This window comes from Geobacter psychrophilus, assembly GCF_056821595.1.
In genome coordinates, this window is sequence record NZ_JBXDTU010000004.1 from 2,526,233 (window position 1) to 2,543,679 (window position 17,447).

17 protein-coding genes are annotated in these 17,447 nt (G+C 55.8%); 2 read left to right on the forward strand and 15 right to left on the reverse strand.

Annotated features, from left to right (window positions below):
- Position 1: 1 nt before the first annotated feature.
- Positions 2-481 carry a Spy/CpxP family protein refolding chaperone gene (locus ACOCF6_RS14275; protein ID WP_482461002.1) on the reverse strand — a complete coding sequence of 160 codons (480 nt, stop codon included), beginning with the start codon at positions 479-481 and terminating at the stop codon, positions 2-4.
- Positions 482-604: 123 nt separating this feature from the next.
- Positions 605-1,588 (reverse strand): beta-ketoacyl-ACP synthase III, encoded by a 984-nt coding sequence (locus tag ACOCF6_RS14280; protein ID WP_482461003.1) that lies wholly within the window; start codon positions 1,586-1,588, stop codon positions 605-607.
- Positions 1,589-1,862: 274 nt separating this feature from the next.
- Here ACOCF6_RS14280 and ACOCF6_RS14285 point away from each other — a divergent pair, with 274 nt between their 5' ends.
- Positions 1,863-2,567 carry a cytidylate kinase-like family protein gene (locus ACOCF6_RS14285; protein ID WP_482461004.1) on the forward strand — a complete coding sequence of 235 codons (705 nt, stop codon included), beginning with the start codon at positions 1,863-1,865 and terminating at the stop codon, positions 2,565-2,567.
- Positions 2,568-2,573: 6 nt separating this feature from the next.
- On the opposite strand, the gene ACOCF6_RS14290 is transcribed toward ACOCF6_RS14285, so the two are convergent.
- The 11 genes from ACOCF6_RS14290 to ACOCF6_RS14340 form a co-directional block, all read right to left on the reverse strand.
- Positions 2,574-3,293, reverse strand: a complete 720-nt coding sequence (locus ACOCF6_RS14290; protein ID WP_482461005.1) for a Smr/MutS family protein — start codon at positions 3,291-3,293, stop codon at positions 2,574-2,576.
- On the reverse strand, positions 3,293-4,177 hold the full coding sequence (locus tag ACOCF6_RS14295; protein ID WP_482461006.1) for an OmpA/MotB family protein: 885 nt from the start codon (positions 4,175-4,177) through the stop codon (positions 3,293-3,295). The genes ACOCF6_RS14290 and ACOCF6_RS14295 overlap by 1 nt, the downstream gene beginning before the upstream one ends.
- Positions 4,178-4,322: 145 nt before the next feature.
- On the reverse strand, positions 4,323-4,709 hold the full coding sequence (locus ACOCF6_RS14300; protein WP_482461007.1) for a response regulator: 387 nt from the start codon (positions 4,707-4,709) through the stop codon (positions 4,323-4,325).
- Between the two features lie 89 nt (positions 4,710-4,798).
- The gene (locus tag ACOCF6_RS14305; protein ID WP_482461008.1) at positions 4,799-5,818 is read right to left on the reverse strand and encodes an ABC transporter substrate-binding protein; all 1,020 of its coding nucleotides are present in this window, start codon (positions 5,816-5,818) and stop codon (positions 4,799-4,801) included.
- A gap of 8 nt (positions 5,819-5,826) precedes the next feature.
- The gene (locus tag ACOCF6_RS14310; RefSeq protein ID WP_482461009.1) at positions 5,827-7,944 is read right to left on the reverse strand and encodes a hypothetical protein; all 2,118 of its coding nucleotides are present in this window, start codon (positions 7,942-7,944) and stop codon (positions 5,827-5,829) included.
- 3 nt (positions 7,945-7,947) lie between these two features.
- On the reverse strand, positions 7,948-8,931 hold the full coding sequence (locus ACOCF6_RS14315) for a DmsE family decaheme c-type cytochrome (protein ID WP_482461010.1): 984 nt from the start codon (positions 8,929-8,931) through the stop codon (positions 7,948-7,950).
- A 2-nt stretch (positions 8,932-8,933) separates the two neighbouring features.
- On the reverse strand, positions 8,934-9,731 hold the full coding sequence (locus ACOCF6_RS14320; RefSeq protein WP_482461011.1) for an ABC transporter ATP-binding protein: 798 nt from the start codon (positions 9,729-9,731) through the stop codon (positions 8,934-8,936).
- Positions 9,732-9,741: 10 nt separating this feature from the next.
- A complete protein-coding gene (locus ACOCF6_RS14325; RefSeq protein ID WP_482461012.1) occupies positions 9,742-10,203 on the reverse strand; it encodes a hypothetical protein in 462 nt (153 codons plus the stop codon).
- Positions 10,204-10,312: 109 nt separating this feature from the next.
- Entirely contained in the window at positions 10,313-11,290 is a 978-nt protein-coding gene (locus ACOCF6_RS14330) for a tetratricopeptide repeat protein (RefSeq protein WP_482461013.1), read from the reverse strand.
- 6 nt (positions 11,291-11,296) lie between these two features.
- A complete protein-coding gene (locus tag ACOCF6_RS14335) occupies positions 11,297-12,457 on the reverse strand; it encodes an acetoin utilization protein AcuC (protein WP_482461014.1) in 1,161 nt (386 codons plus the stop codon).
- Between the two features lie 100 nt (positions 12,458-12,557).
- Positions 12,558-13,478 carry a putative metalloprotease CJM1_0395 family protein gene (locus ACOCF6_RS14340; RefSeq protein ID WP_482461015.1) on the reverse strand — a complete coding sequence of 307 codons (921 nt, stop codon included), beginning with the start codon at positions 13,476-13,478 and terminating at the stop codon, positions 12,558-12,560.
- Between the two features lie 383 nt (positions 13,479-13,861).
- Between ACOCF6_RS14340 and ACOCF6_RS14345 the strand changes: the two genes are divergently transcribed.
- On the forward strand, positions 13,862-15,232 hold the full coding sequence (locus ACOCF6_RS14345; protein WP_482461016.1) for a DEAD/DEAH box helicase: 1,371 nt from the start codon (positions 13,862-13,864) through the stop codon (positions 15,230-15,232).
- Between the two features lie 79 nt (positions 15,233-15,311).
- Here the strand turns inward: ACOCF6_RS14345 and rlmN are convergent, their stop codons facing one another.
- Together rlmN and ACOCF6_RS14355 are read right to left on the reverse strand one after the other, a co-directional pair.
- On the reverse strand, positions 15,312-16,427 hold the full coding sequence (rlmN, locus tag ACOCF6_RS14350) for a dual-specificity RNA methyltransferase RlmN (protein ID WP_482461017.1): 1,116 nt from the start codon (positions 16,425-16,427) through the stop codon (positions 15,312-15,314).
- 4 nt (positions 16,428-16,431) lie between these two features.
- Positions 16,432-17,379 (reverse strand): transglycosylase domain-containing protein, encoded by a 948-nt coding sequence (locus ACOCF6_RS14355; RefSeq protein WP_482461018.1) that lies wholly within the window; start codon positions 17,377-17,379, stop codon positions 16,432-16,434.
- Positions 17,380-17,447 lie beyond the last annotated feature (68 nt).

A 17,447-nucleotide genomic window follows, 5' to 3' on the forward strand; every position in this document is an offset into this window, starting at 1 on the left:
CCTATTCCCGGTCCATCCGGGCCGGGCCTCTGGCACGGCGTTCATCCAGGCGCTGGTCGCGTTTCTCCTGCAGGGACTTGAACTTTTGAATTTGGTCAGGGGTCAGGATCGCGCGCAGCTTCTGGGCGACCTGGGCACGATTAACCGCAAGATCCGATTCGACCGCCGCGATACGGGCCGATTGGGCGCGGATGGCAGCTTCATCCACCGATTCGGCCTGGATCAGGGTGCGCATGCTGCGGCGCTCTGCCACCAGGTTGTCCCTCAATGGTTTGGTCTGTATATGGTTGTTCTTGAGGATATCCTTGACCTGACCCTTCTGCTGGGCATCAAGCCCCAAATCCCTGGCCATCCGTTTCAGATGACTGCCGCTGTGGCTTGGTCCATCACCATCCATGTGCCCCGGTGTGGCGGCCTGTGCAATGCCGACGCTGCTGAATAGTGCCGCTGCAACCGAAAGGGTTTTCCATGCTGTTTTCATCGAGTTCCTCCTGTGTGGTGTATTTGTCTAGGAGACGCAGCCACACGGGAAAAGGTTACAGAAAAATAAAAGCCGCCATATTCTGGCGGCTTGGTGATGGATGCCGGGGTGTCGGTTCAAGGGCTAGAACCTGATCAGCAGGCCGCCCCAGGTCAGTCCTCCGCCGAAACCCATGGCAAGGATCAGGTGGCCAGGTTTGATAGTGCCGTTACGCAGGTTCTCATCCATCACCAGTGCAACCGAGGCGGCTGATGTGTTGCCGCAGCGGTCGAGGTTGATCAGGAAGCGTTCTTTTGGAAAGCCGGTTTTTTTGGAGATGAAATCGATCATGCGTATGTTGGCCTGGTGGGGGATGATGTAATCCAGGTCCGCAGGGGTGATGCCTGCTTTGGCACAGAGTTTGTTGATAATGTCGGGGATGACCTCGGTAGCAAAGACGTAGACCTGCTTGCCGGCCATCTGGAAAAAGATCTCGCGGGCATCGATCGTCTCCGGGGTTACCGGTTTGCGGGAGCCTGAGGAAGGCACCTGGATCAGCTGCCAGCCCTTGCCGTCGCTGCGCATGTAGGTATGCTGCACGCCGACGTTTTCGTCTCCGCCGCTGCTCAGGATGGCAGCCCCGGCGCCGTCGCCGAAGAGCGGACAGCTGTTCTTGTCGTTGAAATCGAGGATTTTGGAGTAGGTATCGGCGCCGATAGCCAGGACGGTTTTGTATTTGCCGCACTTGATAAAGTTATCGGCGATCTCCAGCGCATAGACAAAGCTTGAGCAGACCGCGTTGATATCAAATGCGAAGGCGTTTTTGGCAGCGATATTTTCCTGCACAATGCAGGCGGTCGAGGGCAGGCTCATGTCAGGGGTGGAGGTCCCGACAACGATGCAGTCGATCTCATCGGCCGAGATACCGGCTGCCTGCAGGGCATTTTGGGCCGCGATGGTGGCCAGGTCGGAGGTGGCCTGGTCGGCATGGGCAAAGCGCCGTTCGCGGATTCCGGTTCGCGAAAATATCCACTCGTCGGCATTTTCCACCAGGTAATCAAAATGGCTGTTGGGTATCACCCGATCCGGCATGCATGAGCCGCTGCCGATGATTTTCGATATGATCATTGTTTTCCCGATTCCCTTCGTTCTGCATGGAGATGATTTCATTATGGATAAATATTTTTAGTTATCTCACAGAATAACGCTGTTTGTCAATCGGAATGCTCCGAAAGTGTGTCGTAAGCAGGACAGTTGGACGGGTGTTGCGGTGGGGGGCTGCGCATCGAATTGACTGCAATATTCTTGATCCTGCGTTTCGGGCAAACAAGCTTCTTGAGAACCGATCAGGGTATGGTACAATTTTATCAGGCACGCAATTATGATGTGAAAGGAGGATGTTATGTCTGAGAGACTGCTGGTGCCATCAATTGAATCAAGGTTGGGGGCGATGCTGGAGATCAATCGCAGGAAGGATGAAGATTCCGCATCCCGCATCAAGGCCGGCAAGGCCCGAAAAACCATTACCATTTCCCGTGAGTTCGGTTGTGAAGCCTATCCCATGGCTGAGTGTCTGAAAGGGTTGATGGAGAAAAAGACCGGTCAGGAGTGGCTGGTGATGGACAAGGGATTGTTGGAAGAGGTGGCAAAAAATCACAATCTTTCGGAAGATATTCTGCGTGGACTGGGGGAAAAAAGCCGGATCCTGGATGAGATGCTGGCGACGTTTTCACAGCGCTGGAAAAGCGAGAAGGACCACTTCCGCCTGCTGTGCAAGCATATGTTCTCCCTGGCGGAAAAAGGGAACGTAATCATCATGGGGCGTGGCAGCGCCATAGTAACCCAGCCTCTGAACAACTGTTTTCACTTCCGTATGTTCGCCTCCCCGGCCTTCAAGGTGCGCTCCATAGCCAAACGCCTCAGTCTGTCCGAGGCGGAGGCGGAGAGTTGTATTGAGAAGAAGCAGAAGCAGCGCGATGCCTTTATCCGGGATTTTCTGGACCGGGATGCCCACGACATGCGTTATTACAACATGATCTTCAATAACGACAAAAACTCTCCGGAGCGTATTGCACAGGTGATTGCGGAGTATGTGACGACAGGCTGATGTGTGTCAGACGGATGTTGGCAGGGGGCGCAGGAATATGACAAAGGCGCCGCTTCCCCCCATTTCCCGGGGTGCCGGAGCAAACTCCACGACAAGATCGCGGCCCGCATCCCTGAGCCAGGCCGATACCGCCTGCTGAAGGACCGGTTCAGCCGGTGAGTTGTTGCCCTTACCGGTGATGACCAGAGCCGCCGTCTGCCCCCTCAGTCTGGCCGAGCGCAGAAAAAGCGGCAGTTCTGCCAGCGCCTCGTCGCGGGTCAATCCGTGCAGGTCAAGCTGGTGGTCTACCGTGATGATTCCCCGTTTCAGCTGTTTAAGGCGGTTTCCGGACAGTGGTTTCAATTCATCTTCATCGGGAAGCTGTTCGGTGAATTTCACTTCGAGTTTCAAGCGTCCAATTTCCTGTATAAACAATTCAGCAGCGGCAGACTCCTCAGGGGATGCGGCTGCTTTTGTTTTTGATCGCGAAGCGATTGCTGTGTTTACGGCTGAAGTCTGCGTGCCTGTAGGCTGCGACGCATCGTGCAGGCGTTTTGTTCCGGCCATGGCTTGCAGAAACAGATCGGTTGCATTCTCCTCAGGCAGAGATGGCGGCAGTTCCTTGCTGGAAGGTTCCGCTGCCGTGGGCAGCTTGCCGGGCACGGATACCCCCTTCAGCGCGCTGAAGGGGGTGCTGGCAAACTGCGGCGGTTTCGGCGGCGCATGCCGGTCCTTCTTCCTGGCCATCAGTCTTTGGCCACCAGGGTGATTTCTATGCGGCGATTCTTGGCACGCCCTTCTTTCGTGGTGTTATCAGCTACCGGCTTGTATTCGGCAAAGGCTGCCGCTGAAAGGCTGACAGGATCAAGGCCCTGCTGCTGCAGGTACTTGGCGACGTTGATGGCGCGTGCGGCAGACAGTTCCCAGTTGGTGGGGAACTGTCGCGTGAGAGCCCCGGAGATCTGCACATTGTCGGTGTGTCCTTCAATGCGGATTGCCTTGTCTTTGACACTTTTGAGAGTTTCGACCATCTTGAACAGAATCTCCAGACCGTCCTGCTTGACATCCGCCTTGCCGGAATCGAAAAGAATTGCTGCCTCCATGTTGACGGTCAATTTGCCCTTCAGTTCGGAAATGGTGACCTGCCCCTGGGCAATTTCGCTCTTCATGTTCTGCAGGAGCTGCTCGTAAGTGCTGCTGACCTCTTTGACCTTCTCTTCCTTTATTTTCTGAAGGTTGGCAGCATCCTCCTTCAGCTGCCTGTTCGCAGCTTCAAGGCTGTTGTTTTCTGTTTCAAGGGCGGCAACTTTTAAGCGAAGTTCGCTGATATTTTGCGAAAGTGTGTCGGACTTGGCTTTCAGGATTTTTTCGAGTTCGATCTTGTCTTTAGACAGTGCCTCTTTGTCCTGCGCCAATAGGGCGGCCTCCCCCTTGAGTTTTTTATATTCCGCATTCAGAGCGGCATTGTCGGCTGTCAGCGTGTCATGTCGCTGTTTCAGATTTCCAAGCTCCTTGGTAAGTGCATCGGCCTCTTCAACCTTTTTGATGTACCTGCTTTCGGCAACAAGGCAACCGCTCAGGGACAGCATCATCAGTCCGGCTGTTATCAGGTACGCGATTCGATTCAGCATAGTGGTGGATCCTCCTTGAGGTGGTTTTAACAGATGTAATCAAATACAGATGTGGGATTTGGGAGAATAACAGCCGTCGAAGAAAGCATAGCGGGTGGGGCCAGGTCGATTATGCCGGACAGCGGGAGCCGGTTGGTCGCAGCTTTCAGCCACCCCCGGCCTTTTTTTGGAGCGAGTTGAAAATCATATCGAGGACCGCTTTCTGACGGGCCTCGAACTTGTTCAGCACAGCCAGGCAGGAGCCCATCGGACAGAGCTCATGCAGCATATTGGCATCACGTCCGGAAAGAATGACAATCCGGTTCTTGTCCATGCCCGCCTGGGTGGCAAAACGCAGGAGCTTGAGACCGTCCAGCGACGGCATTTCCAGGTCGATCAGCAACAGGTCGTAACCGCCGGTTTTGATATGCTGGAGGGCGGCCAAGGGGTTGTTGCAGATCTCCACATGTAGCAGAGGATATGTTTCACTGATGTAGCCGGAGAGGAAGTTGGTAAAGCCCCGGTCATCATCGATTAGCAGTATTCGACCCATAAGGATATCACTATAGCTGATTTTTGTGTTGTCATGAAGCAAAAAAACAGTGGTGGGTGAGGGGAGTGGCGCATGACGAACATAATGATTTATTTAAGAACCCGTGTGGCGTTGCCAAGAACCGCAAATGGCAGAGTAATTCCCATTTCCCGGGCAATGCGCATGTTGACAATCAGCTCGATTCGTCGTGGCGTCAATAGTGAAAGATGCTCGGGGGTGGCACCTTCCAGGATGCGGACGACGATTTCTGCCGCCAGGTGCCCCTGTTCCTGCGGACTGATTTCCAGTGACACCAGAGCCCCTTTTTCGGCGGCGTCGGGCATGGTGGAAGCCACTGGTTTATTATGCGTCTTGGCGCGGCTGATGATACGATCAAAATTGCGACAGACGATGGAACTTTCGGTGGCAATCACGACATCGACCCGTTCGATGAATGGGTTCAGGCCCTTTTCAAGTGCTGTGGTCGTAACGAAATTTCCATCGACGACATTCACACCCAGTTGCAGGGCTATTTTTCTGATGTCATCTGCCTGGCGTTGCGACCCTGCCTCGCGGCTGTTAAAAAGGATGCCGATGCATTGGTAGGGCCGTATTTCCTGCAGGGTCTTCAGCAGTGTGATCATCGGGACACGGGAGCTGACACCGCACATACCTTTTGCCGGTTGTGCCGAGGAGTAAATATCAGCCGATACGACCGGGATGCCCTCTGATTCCTTCATGGCAACCAGAGCTGCTGATGTACCGTAGGCAAGAATCAGGTCGGGTTTATAGGCGTTGAATTTGCGGATTGTATTGGACCACGAAAGCTGGTCCGGGTTGGGAGCCTGCAGCATGATTTCGGTTTTGCCCGGCGGATAGCCTCTGGCGGTCATGGACTTGATGAATGAGCGGTGTGCTTCGTGATAGCGAGGCTGATCGCTGCTCATTATGGCAGCGATCAATTTGCCGGCGGCGAGGCAGTCCAGTGGCCAACCGGCCAGCAGAATGCCCGTTATGCCTGTTAGTGCGATAGAAATTATTCTCTGACTGCTCCTTGCAGGGAATAATTTCGTTATCGCACTTATCCTGTGAAACAGGGCCAGGACTATGCCGAAGAGTCGTGTCCGCATGCCGTTCGTTACCACCGTGCCTTGAGTGATACCATTGTGGAATGCACCGAGCCATTGTAGAGCGGTTGGCCGGATTCATACCTTCTGAAGCTGTAGTCAAGTGAGCAACCCAGCAAGGCGGTGATGCGCCAATCTGCCCGGGTTGAGACGCCGGTTTCTGTTGAGTCAAGTTTTGAGAGGTCACTGATGCCGGCGCTAGAATACAGGGTAGTTGTGCCGGCAATGTCTGTTGCACAGAATTCCGCAATGGGCGGGACATCATAGGATGATCTGGAAAAAACCTGCTGAAAGGTCAGGGAGAGATCGAGCTGATCATTGACCGCATAGCTCGCATCGATACTGTACTGGTGACTGGTGGAATTGTAGCGGGTAGCGGCCAGGGCATTGCGGGACAGTTCCGTCAGCAGCGAGGTCTGGCTGATGTCCGCCTGAAGGAATGAATAGCTGCCCGTAATCACCAGGCGTTCCAGTGGGCTGAACCAGACGCTGGCATTGGCAGAGTTGCTGAGGGTCTCCCGGGGAAGATTATGGAGAGAGATTGTACTGCCGGTACTGATGACGAGATTGGCCGGAGGGATGACCCTGGCTGTGCGGTCGCCTGTTTCGTGCTGAACAAGATAATTGGCGGTTACACCCCATCTGCCGGTCTTGGCATAGGTCAGCAGCACCTTGCCGGTATGCCGGTCTCCAAAGGAGGAGCCGTATGCCGGATTGTTGCTTGCGGCATAACTGTAGGACGTATTTACTTTGACCCCGTTAACCGGTTTCCAGTAGAAGGTCGCTGTGCCGGTGTGGGTCTGGCGGCTGTCGGAATGGAATGCGGTCGGTGATCCAGCTGCTGTCTGGGCGTCACGGACAGTGTCCCGCGACTCAAGTTCGACATTGTATTCCAGGCGGTAGATAACCTTGGGTGCCGGTCGGAATGTGGCCGAGAAGGTCAGGGTGTCCATGACCGAAGATGATGCGGGCCGGACCAGCAGTTCTCCGGGAACGGTCGTGTAGACGCCGGGCGGCGTGGCAGGAATCTGTGAATAGGGGTAGAAGAGTGTTGCGGGGGTACTGCGGTCAATCTCCCGGTGGCGGTATTTGAGCGCAAATGAGTGCCGTTTGGAGGGTGTGTAGCTCAGGTCGCCAGTTGCGGAGTGAATGCTGTCGGAGGGACGTTCGGAGGGTATGGCATCGCCGTGGCCGCCACTGTTTTCCCGTTGGGTCAGGTTATAGGAAGCGGTCCCGACCAGCCCTCCGCTGAGGCCTGAAAAAAGCTTGATCGTGTGCGATGTTACCCGACTGTCGGGGATGGCGTCATGGACCTGATTTCCTGGTATTAGAGCACCGCCGGCACTGTTTGTAAATGCAGTGCGTGGACCGGCCGCTTCGTTTGAAAAGTCGCGGATGCGGAAGCCATAGGAGAGGTCGAATAGGCCCAGGTGGGCGTCCAGGCCGATGCTGCCTTCTCGGGTAATACGATCGACCCGGTTGGTCTCCGTTATGATGTAGGATTTATTCGTTGTTCCAAAGTAGTGATCGGAAAAGCGCAGTTGTTCGTTGCCGCGTCTGCTTAGTTCCCAATATCCGAGATTGAGATGGATCGGGTTGTTGCCGAGTTTGAGACGGGTATCCGCCTGGGTAACGACGGTACGGACGCCGTTGGTCATATTCTGGTCACGCGGGACAAGTGACAGCGATCCGGGGTTTATCTGCTCTCGTGGAAGATTGTGCCACAGCGCCCCGCTTTCGGCATGGAAACGTACCAGACCGCGATAGTCAAAGAACAGTTCCGAGTGGTAGTCGTCCTCGTGGAGATAGATGCCATCCACGGTTAGCTTGAGGTCCGATCCGAGTGACCCGGCTGAAAGTCCTCCGCTTAGCCCCGATTTTAACCGCCCATAGGGAGATGCGGCCACCGTCGGGCCGTCCGGGGTGATAAAGCGGTATCCGCTCTGCACAAATGCGTGACGGTGTGTTTCGACAGCCGTTTCCTGGGTGTCATCATCTGTTTCCGACAGGTTCAGTGATTTTATGTCCGCCCGCACCGGACCGGCAAGCATCAGGGAGAACAGAAGCGTTGAGACCGCACACAGTTTTTTGTTCACTGCCTTGAGTATCTTCTGTTTGTGCTGGGCCATGGACTATTTCCTCAACGTCCCGTAACCGCGATTGTCCGGTGTATCGGAACCGTGGATAGTGGAATGACAGTCAGTGCAGCGGTTGGAAAAAAGAGGTTTCGTGCCGGAAGCCAGCAGGCTGCGATGACCAGGGGCGTGGCATTGAATGCACAAAAAAGGCTGGGCTGCTGCCAGCAACCAGCGGTTGACGGCTCCGTGGGGAGTGTGGCAATTGCTGCAGTTCTCGGTGACGTCACCATGTTCATAGGCAAAGGGGCCGTTTTTCTCCATATGGCAGCGCGTGCACAGATCTCGCTGGGTAACACCTTTGAGCATCCTGGGTTGCGGCGACCCATGGGGGTCATGGCAGTCGAAGCAGGTCATCTTCTTCTCACGAACCGGGTGGTGCGAAAACAGGTTGAATTGCGCTTTCACGTTTGGGTGGCAGCCGTAGCAGCTCTCCGCCATTTTTTCGTTGCTGACCTTTTGCTGGGGGCCTTCGTGGAGTTTGTGGCATGAAAAACAGCTCAAGTCGTTCAGGGCATGGACGCTGGTGTGCCAGTGTGCAAGGGCCGGGGTGGCTGCAGCTGAATGGCATTTGAGGCAGATCAGTGACTGGGCTTGCGGGGGAAGTTGCCTGTAGTCAAGCAGTTTGGTTGTATCGCATTTGTCACCGGCATCGCCCAGGGTGCGCCTGTTCTCTTCAATATTGGCGATGGCCAGGCTGCCGGGGCCGTGACATGATTCGCAGTTTACCAGCGGCAGCCCGGTTTCTGCCTTGATCTGCTCGCCATGGACACTGTGCCGGAAGAAGTCGGTGATCTTATCGTGCTTGTGGCACTTGGCCACGCAGTTGTCGGTGCCGACATAATCGGCATCCAAACGGCCGACGACCAGCTTTTCGTACTCAGCCACCGGCAACAGCGGGCGGGGTTGCTTCATGCTGATGCATCCGCCGGCAAACAGCAGCAGACTCAAAATAGAGGCGGTGATAACGCGTATGATCATGTTCAGGCCCTGGTGATCCCCTTGGTCGTTGTGCGGATAAAGCGCTGGACAATCGGGTTGCTGCTGGCCCGGATCTGGGCGGGTGTGCCGACTTCCACAATCTCGCCCTTGTGCATCATGGCGATCCGGTCTGACAGGTACAATGCGAAGTTCAGGTCATGGGTGACAATGATGGTCGTATTACCGCTCTTTTCCCGCAGCGACATGATGGTTTCGGCCAATTCATCGGTAGTGATCGGGTCAAGTTCGGCGGTCGGCTCATCGTACAGCACAAGTTCCGGTTCCATTGCCAGTGAACGGGCGATGGCCACGCGCTTTTTCATACCACCCGAGAGTTCGGAGGTGTGCAGGTCCTCCTTGCCTTCCAGGCCGACAACGGTCAGCTTTTCGGCGATAATTCCGCGGATTCGCGCTTCATCCCAGATCCGGTGTTCCCGCATCCACAGCCCCACATTTTCGCCTACGGTCAGGGAATTGAAGAGGGCCGAGGACTGGAACACCATGCTGCTGCGGCAGGTGCGTGGTTGGGGAGTTGCATTGAAAAAAACCGGAAGATCATTTACAAATACCTGGCCGCTGTCCGGTGTCTCCAGGCTAATGACGTGTCGCAGCAGGATGCTCTTGCCGGTGCCGGACGGTCCGATGATTGAAAAGGTTTCACCGGCGCGGATATCCAGATTGATATCTTTGAGGACGTGCTGCTCTCCAAAGGACTTGTTGAGTTTTTCAATGCGGACGGAAACCCCCGCAACCTTGGCGTGTTCGAACAGATTGTTGCCAAATGTTAATGCAGTATCCATGCCGCCGCCGTTAGAAAAGGTAGTTTGACCGGTTGCTGAAGTATGCTCGATGTCGATAGATGAAAATCGTGAGCAGGATGATGGCGACCACGACCGAGAGGTTGTTTACCACCAGTCCGTGCGGGTCAACCGGTTGGCCGGCAATTTTTTCCACTTCGGCAGCGCTGATGAACTCCAGGTTGATGAGTGTATTGATGATTTCGAAGCAGTTGTAGACTATCAGCAGATACCAGGTCAGGTTTTGACGCTTCATGACTCCCAGAAACAGGTACAGGCAGAGTATGCTGTCAAAAAAGACCATGGTCTCGGCGGGCCTGCCAATGAGGATCGTACCCATGAAGGGGAAAGGGTGACCGAAGGTTGACATGGTCAGCATAAAGAAGAACAGGTACAGTCCGCCCAGAAGTGTCAGCCCCAGCGGTCGCCGCTGGTCGTCGTCCGTTTCGATGTCATGCATGTCATTGCCGGTCATGCGTCCGGGCCTTTTTTCCTGCGCATGTCACTGATGGCGACGCACACGAAGATGACTGCCAGGATGAAGCCGATAAAAATCCAGTCTGCTGTGCTGAAACCGAACATGTTCAACTCCTTTTGAAGGCCTCGGCGGCCTCGTGTGCCATACCCAATTCCTGGTAGCAGGTGCCCAGCAGGTAATAGACCTCATTCATGGGAAACTGTTCCGCAAAGACCGGATCCGCCAGCACATCTTCTATAATTGCAGCGGCTTCGTCAGTGCGTCCGGCGTGATGGCTTTCGACCGCAACCGAGATGGCCGTCAGATAGTCTACCGGTGGTACCAGCGGCAGTCTTCCGGCCAGAATGGCTGCAATGCGTGTCTCGATCTTTCTTTGCTCAGGCAGGGCCAGGTTGCCCGGCAGTTGCTGCCAGATTTCGGCGGCCTGTTCATAGCGCCCCAGCACATAGAGCGCTTCACCGTATTCATAGGCCGCATGATGGCTGCTTGAATCAAGTTCCAGGGCCCTTTTCAGGGATTTCTCGGCTCCGTACCAGCTGTTGACCGCCTGATGCAGCGTGCCGAGACGTGACCCTTTGTCGCTGAAGGTGCGGGCAATTTCAAGATGCACTCCGGAATTTTCCGGGTCGAGCAGGGCCATGATCTTAAGGAAATTGATCTTCCGGTCAAGATAGGGGGTGTCAACCTCCTTGGCGTCCAGCATGATGATCTGACCGCCGAGCTCGGAAATGATATGGGGGTAGGCCTCTTTCAGGACCGCAGCGTACTCAGGAGCGAATGAACAATCCGGATTGAGCCGCAGGGCCTGATAGATTCCGCGCCCGACCATGTCGTAGTCCGGGATGACACTCTCCTGGTGTTCTGGGAAATCTTCAGTTAAAAGAGGAATGGGTGGTCTGTCGTTCCAGGGTATATTGACCATGCCGTCGCGACCGGTCAGTGTGTACCCGGCCGGTGGCGTAAGATACCGTATGCCATCAAGTTTTGTCGGCTGTTGAGAGTTGGTGTTGCTCATCGCTGTTTCCGTCCTTTCAGGAGCTGATATGATGCCGTTGTGCAGGATGTTGTTTCTGGTTGCAACCACTAACCGTTACTCCCCCGAGACGGTGCCATAGGTGCCAAGTATACCAGGGAACACGGTTTCTTTAAGTCGGGCGATGCTTTTTTCCACGGCATCCAGCGCCAGGTTGCGCTCGTGCTCTTCCGACCAGTGCATTGCATCCAGCAGCGAACGATGCGGATAGCCCAGGGGGGCGATGGTTTTGAGAAATGCCGCCGGTAGCCGCGGGTCAAGCTTGATGCCGTTCATCTCCGCCCAGGCGATGCTCCAGGCCCGTGCGGTGTTCAACAGGTCGTAGCCGCCTCCTCCCAATGCTATCCAGGGTATTTTGAGCACCTTGAGTTTATGCATGATGTAACTATAGCTGTGGGTAGTGATCTCCAGTTGGGTGAGCGGGTCGGTGCGGAAGGTGTCGGCCCCGATCTGGGTAACGATCACATCCGGATTGAAGGCCGCGATCAGCGGATAGGCCACCTCGTCGAAGGCCTTCATGTAGATGACGTCATCGGTATGGGCCAGTAGCGGCACGTTGACAGAATAACCTTTTCCGGCACCTTCGCCGGTTTCATCCTCGAAACCTGTGCCCGGAAAGAAGTAGATGCCGCTTTCGTGCAGTGAGATTGTCAGCACCTGGCTGCTGTTATAGAACCCTTCCTGGACGCCGTCACCATGATGGGCGTCAATGTCCAGGTAGACCACCCGTTTGCCCCGCTCAACCAGCCAGTTAATGGCCAGAACGGCATCATTGAGATACGAAAAACCCGAGGCCTTGGCGCGGTGGGCATGGTGCCAGCCGCCCGCCAGGTTGAAGGCGATGTCGAAGCCTTCTTCTTCCACCAGTCGAACGGCCTCGAAGGTAGCGCCGGCACCCAGGGCGGCACAGTCATACAGCCCTTTAAAGACCGGGCAGTCAGCATCGCCCAGGCCGAAACGGAAATCAGCCCGGGCTTCGCTGGATGCGCTGAATTCCTTGAGGCGGGCGATATAGGCCGGATCATGAAAGCTCAGCACCAGATCGTCATCTACCGGACGGCAGCCGCGTATTTCCATGCCGGGAAGCTTCAGCAGACCGTAGTTCTCCATCAGGTTCCGGGCCATGTGATAGCGCTGGAGTTTGAAAGGGTGGTCACTGCCGTAGCTGTAGTTATCGAAGAGCGGCGATAATATCAGGGCTGTGCGGGTATTCGGCACACGGAAACCTCACGCAGGAATAATGAAATCAAGTGCAGAATAATGCATTATTTTTGGAAGGTCGTCTACGGTGAATGCAGGAAAGTTTGCTGTGCAGGGGTCAGCTGTAGAGTGAAACCAATCGGGGTGGACCGAAAGCAGTAGAAATGTCGGAAGTTATGCCGGCCTGGTTGGATGTGCCGGTTGTGGCAGATTCGGGGCTGGCATTACGCGGTTGAAGAGTAGGGGTAATTGTATTTGCCGGCTCTTTGCCGGTAACGGCAGGGTCACTGTATGCTCTTTGTGATTGTTGAGCGGAAAATCCGTTTTGAGGGCCCACGGCATTCGTATCGGTGCCTGTGTCTGTGTCGGTTGTTGATGGGGGTTTTCCTGCCTCGGGCGGACTGCTGTCAGCCTGCTCCTGGCGTGCCGCCTGCTGCATGGCTGCTGCCTGAGCTGCCACGGCACGGTCCTGGGGCGAAGGGTCGGCCGGTGCCAGAGCCGCCTGGATGACCTGCTGCATACGGCTGATGGTTTCCTGAGGGGTACTGCCGGTCGATATGGTGATGGGCACCTCGCCGCCGGTGATGTAGTTTCTGCCATCCGGTCCGCGGGTGTAACTGTAGGAAATCGGCCCGGTTGCCGCGCCCCCGGATTTATGGGCAGCTTCGTGGGCCTTGACCTTTTCTTCGGTAGCTTTCAGTTGGGCAATGACCTGCTGGACCTGGGGGTCTTCCTGTGTCGTTTCATCGGTCCCCGCTGTCTGCAAGTGCCGCTGTCCGGGTGCGAAAAGGGCCGGCGACAGACTGTTCTGACGTGGTTTTCCCGGGCCGTAGGGGCGGAACTCAGTCGCCATATTCTTTGACGGCTGGATACCGAGCTGAGCCGCAGTATTTTCAACCTGGGCTTTCGGCGGAGAAGCCTGCCCGTACTCCTGGCCGGCCAATGCCCTGGGATCGGCCTCCCCCTGCCGGTGTGATCGATAGGCGTTGGACGATTCTTGCGTCGATGTTCCGGCGTATGTTGAGCTGATCGGCTCCATAATCATTCACGCGAACTATCCGGTTAATGTAAGGTTTATTTTACAAAAAACGGCAGTCTGTCGGCAACACCTAATTCAATTAATCAAAAAAAGCTTGCATATGCATCAAAATGCATCTATGTTGCGCAATAGACTGTCTCACAGACAACGGCATGGTGTCCGTTGTTTTCTTTTTGATCATCGCTTACCGACCCCTGATTCAATCCCCATTATTGAACACGGCAGTACGTTTGGCAGGCGAAGATTACTACCGCGATTTATTTACTGCGGTAGTGTACAGCTTTGCTCACACGAACTGCCGTCCTTGTCCAGCGGATCATGTTGTATGATCCCGCGGCCCGTGTGCGCTCCAACCTGACACCGCTCAGAAAGGGAATACACGCATGACTTTCGAAGAATTCAATCTGAACCCGGCCATTATCAAGGCAATTACCGCCTGTGGCTACACAGTACCCACCCCGATCCAGGAACAATCCATTCCCGTAGTAATGCAGGGCAATGACCTGATTGCCACAGCCCAGACCGGTACCGGCAAGACCGCTGCCTTTGTTCTGCCTGCCCTGGAGCGATTGACGGTTGCATCGACGGTTCCCGGCAAAGGTCCCCGCGTACTTGTCTTGACACCTACCCGCGAGTTGGCCGGTCAGGTCATGGATGCAGCCTGCAAATACGGCCGCGGCATGAGATTGCGCTGCGGTTCCATTCTGGGCGGCATGCCCTATCGCGACCAGCTGCGACTGCTGTCCGCACCGGTTGATATCATTGTGGCCACACCCGGACGTTTGCTTGATCACCTGGAACGCGGCAGCATCCGTTTGGATCGCCTGGAGATGCTGATTCTGGACGAAGCCGACCGCATGCTGGATATGGGTTTCAGCGAAGACATGGAAAAAATCGTGTCGCGCGCCCCAAGTAACCGTCAGACCCTCATGTTCACCGCCACCATGGAAAAATCCGTACTGGTGCTGGCCGAGAAGATGCTGAAAAATCCGCTGCGGATTGAACTGGCCGTGCGAACCTCTTCCCACGCCCTGATTGAGCAGCGACTGCATGTGGCCGACAACCTGAGCCACAAAAAAGATCTGCTGCGCCATCTGGTTAACGATACCGCTCTGACCCGGGCCATCATCTTTTCCGCTACCAAGCGCGATGCTGACGAGTTGGCCCGTGAACTGAGCCGCGCCGGTCATCCGGCTGCTGCCCTGCACGGCGACATGAACCAGATCGCCCGCAACAAAACCATCGAGCGCATGCGCCGCGGTGCCATCCGACTCTTGGTGGCTACCGATGTTGCCGCACGCGGCCTGGATGTCAACGGCATCAGCCATGTCATCAACTTCGACCTGCCGCGTTTTGCCGAGGACTACGTCCACCGCATCGGCCGTACCGGTCGTGCCGGGGCCACCGGTATCGCCATTTCCTTTGTCTCCTCGTCGGAATTGAACTATCTGGAGCGCATCGAACGTTTCATCGGCAAGAAACTGCCGGAACAGAATATTGAAGGGCTGGCACCACTATCTGTATTGCGGAGAGTTTCAGGTGGCAACGGGGCAAAGCGTCCGGGCTCATCTGCCGGAAACCGCTTCGGCAAGCCGGGCGGCAAGCCCAAGACCTCAGCAGGAGCAGGTAAAACCTGGGGATCGTCTGCCAAGCCGGGTGCTGCCAAGCCGTCAGCCGGGCGTTCCAGCCGCGGGCCGGTAAATCAGCCTGTTGTGGAATACCGCAGCCGACGCAATCCTTCACCAGCTGCCTGATTCTTGAGGAGCGGGTACAGTACATCCGCCAAGATGCAAAAAACCCCTGCCGGACTTTTCAAAGTCCGGCAGGGGTTTTTCATTTCTGCAGGCGCCCCTTGAGCTGCCCGCAGGCGGCCGAGATATCCCCGCCGCGGCTGTCCCGGGTGATAACCGTTACATGGCGGTCGATCAGGTAGGTGTGGAAGGCATCGATGGCCGCCCGGGTGGGCGCCTTGAAGTCACACCCCTCGTGTTCGTTGAAGGGGATCAGGTTAACCTTGTTGGGAATGTCACTGATCAGCCGCAGCAGCCGTTTGGCATCCTCCAGCGAGTCATTCACTCCCCCCAGCATCACATATTCAAAGGTCACCTTACGTCGTCCCGGCAGAGGGAATTCCTTGCAGGCCCGTAGCAGTTCCTTCAGCGGGTAGCGGCGGTTGACCGGCATGATCCGGTCCCGCAGTTCATCGGTCGTGGCATTCAGGGACACCGCCAGGTTGACATTGGGGATCTCGCGCCCCAGTCGTTCCATCTCCGGCACCAGCCCGCAGGTTGAGACCGTCACGCGACGGTTGGATAGTTGCAGGCCGTTGCCGTCGATCATGATCTGGATGGCCGGGATGACGTTGTCCAGGTTGTGCAGCGGTTCGCCCATGCCCATCATGACGATGTTGCGGATCGCTGCCGGCGACTCCGGACTGTTGTCATCGCTATCGTCATCGTCATTTCCGGGGATCTGTCCTCCACCTGTCTGCATGGCTGGCTGGTTCCTGATCAGATCCCGTTTGACTGCCATGATCTGGTTGACGATCTCGGCCGTGGTCAGGTTGCGGGTCAGCTTGAAGGTGCCGGTCAGGCAGAACTCGCACGCCATGGCGCAGCCCACCTGGGAAGAAATGCAGAGTGTGTTGCGTCCTTCGATCGGGATCAGCACTGATTCGACACCATGCCCATCCGCCAGATTGAAGAGGTATTTGCGGGTCCCATCGCTCCCCTCTTCGATTGCCTCCGGCTCCAGATTGCTGATAAAGGCGGTCTCGGACAGTTCTCTGCGCAGCTCTTTCGAGATGTTGGTCATCTCCTCAAAGCTGCGGGCATCCTGCTGGTAGATCCACTTGAATACCTGGAGTGCGCGGAAACGCTCTTTTCCCTGTCCCTGTAGAAATTGCTCCAGAGCGGGGAGGGTCAGATTTTTTAGATCGGTTTTGTTCATGGTGTTATTGCTTCTCCGGTGGTTGTTCCGATGCTGGCGGTTGTTTCTCTGGTGCCGGTTCGAGTGGTTTGTTTCCTGGTGCTGCCTTGGCTGGTTCTGCTGCTGTATCAAGCGGTTCGACTGCAGGTTTGTCTTCCGGTTGTGAATGCGCCGATGACGGTGAAGCAAATACCGGCGGTGTACTGATCGTTGCGTCCACCTTCTGCTGCAGTCTGCCGACGTTGGGTGACTGGGCCAGCGCAGTCTGGTATTCATTCTCGTCCAGCACGCCCCGCTTGCGCAGGAGTCTTAGGATCATTTCGGAGCGTTTCACCACCTTGCCCAGATTTTTATAGGGGTTGTAGGCCAGGCGCGGTCCGGGCAGCATGGCGGCCAGGAAGGCGCATTCCCGCGGCGTCAGGGCCGAGGCCGGCTTGCCGAAGTAGTAGCGCGAGCCGTGTCCGATGCCGTAGACCATCGGTCCCAGTTCGACCACGTTCAGGTAGAGCTCGATGATGCGCCCCTTGGTCAGTTCCTGTTCCATACGCCAGGCCAGGTAGACCTCCTTGACCTTGCGCGTAATCGTCTTTTCACGGGACAAAAAGAGGTTCTTGGCGGTCTGCTGGGTGATGGTGGAGGCGCCCCGTTTGAGGCTCTTTTTTTCCAGGTCATACTTGATGGCGGCCTTGATGGCTTTGACGTCGAACCCTTCATGCTGGTAAAAGTTGGCGTCCTCGGCCAGGATCACCGCCCACTTTATTTCAGCCGGAATGCGGCTGGAGGGCGTCCAGTTGGGGTTTTTGGGGCCGACGACAAAGGGGTGATACTCTCCCTGCCAGTCGCGTACCTGAATGGTGGTGGAATATTTTTTGTCTGTAAGGTCTGAAACCGGTGGAGTCAGGGACAGGGAAATTACGATGTAAGCCAGGTAGCCGCTTACAGCCAGCAGTGGGTAGAGAATGATTTTTTTCATGGATGCTATGTGTACCAGAATCTGTCGGGCAGGGAAATTGTTTTGTTGAATTGTTATGGTGCTTTTTT

Bases quoted from the DNA above. Each gene is read 5' to 3' on its own strand.
- ACOCF6_RS14275 (WP_482461002.1), bottom strand. From the start codon at position 481: ATGAAAACAGCATGGAAAACCCTTTCGGTTGCAGCGGCACTATTCAGC.
- ACOCF6_RS14280 (WP_482461003.1), bottom strand. From the start codon at position 1,588: ATGATCATATCGAAAATCATCGGCAGCGGCTCATGCATGCCGGATCGG.
- ACOCF6_RS14285 (WP_482461004.1), top strand. From the start codon at position 1,863: ATGTCTGAGAGACTGCTGGTGCCATCAATTGAATCAAGGTTGGGGGCG.
- ACOCF6_RS14290 (WP_482461005.1), bottom strand. From the start codon at position 3,293: ATGGCCAGGAAGAAGGACCGGCATGCGCCGCCGAAACCGCCGCAGTTT.
- ACOCF6_RS14295 (WP_482461006.1), bottom strand. From the start codon at position 4,177: ATGCTGAATCGAATCGCGTACCTGATAACAGCCGGACTGATGATGCTG.
- ACOCF6_RS14300 (WP_482461007.1), bottom strand. From the start codon at position 4,709: ATGGGTCGAATACTGCTAATCGATGATGACCGGGGCTTTACCAACTTC.
- ACOCF6_RS14305 (WP_482461008.1), bottom strand. From the start codon at position 5,818: ATGCGGACACGACTCTTCGGCATAGTCCTGGCCCTGTTTCACAGGATA.
- ACOCF6_RS14310 (WP_482461009.1), bottom strand. From the start codon at position 7,944: ATGGCCCAGCACAAACAGAAGATACTCAAGGCAGTGAACAAAAAACTG.
- ACOCF6_RS14315 (WP_482461010.1), bottom strand. From the start codon at position 8,931: ATGATCATACGCGTTATCACCGCCTCTATTTTGAGTCTGCTGCTGTTT.
- ACOCF6_RS14320 (WP_482461011.1), bottom strand. From the start codon at position 9,731: ATGGATACTGCATTAACATTTGGCAACAATCTGTTCGAACACGCCAAG.
- ACOCF6_RS14325 (WP_482461012.1), bottom strand. From the start codon at position 10,203: ATGACCGGCAATGACATGCATGACATCGAAACGGACGACGACCAGCGG.
- ACOCF6_RS14340 (WP_482461015.1), bottom strand. From the start codon at position 13,478: ATGGAGCCGATCAGCTCAACATACGCCGGAACATCGACGCAAGAATCG.
- ACOCF6_RS14345 (WP_482461016.1), top strand. From the start codon at position 13,862: ATGACTTTCGAAGAATTCAATCTGAACCCGGCCATTATCAAGGCAATT.
- rlmN (WP_482461017.1), bottom strand. From the start codon at position 16,427: ATGAACAAAACCGATCTAAAAAATCTGACCCTCCCCGCTCTGGAGCAA.
- ACOCF6_RS14355 (WP_482461018.1), bottom strand. From the start codon at position 17,379: ATGAAAAAAATCATTCTCTACCCACTGCTGGCTGTAAGCGGCTACCTG.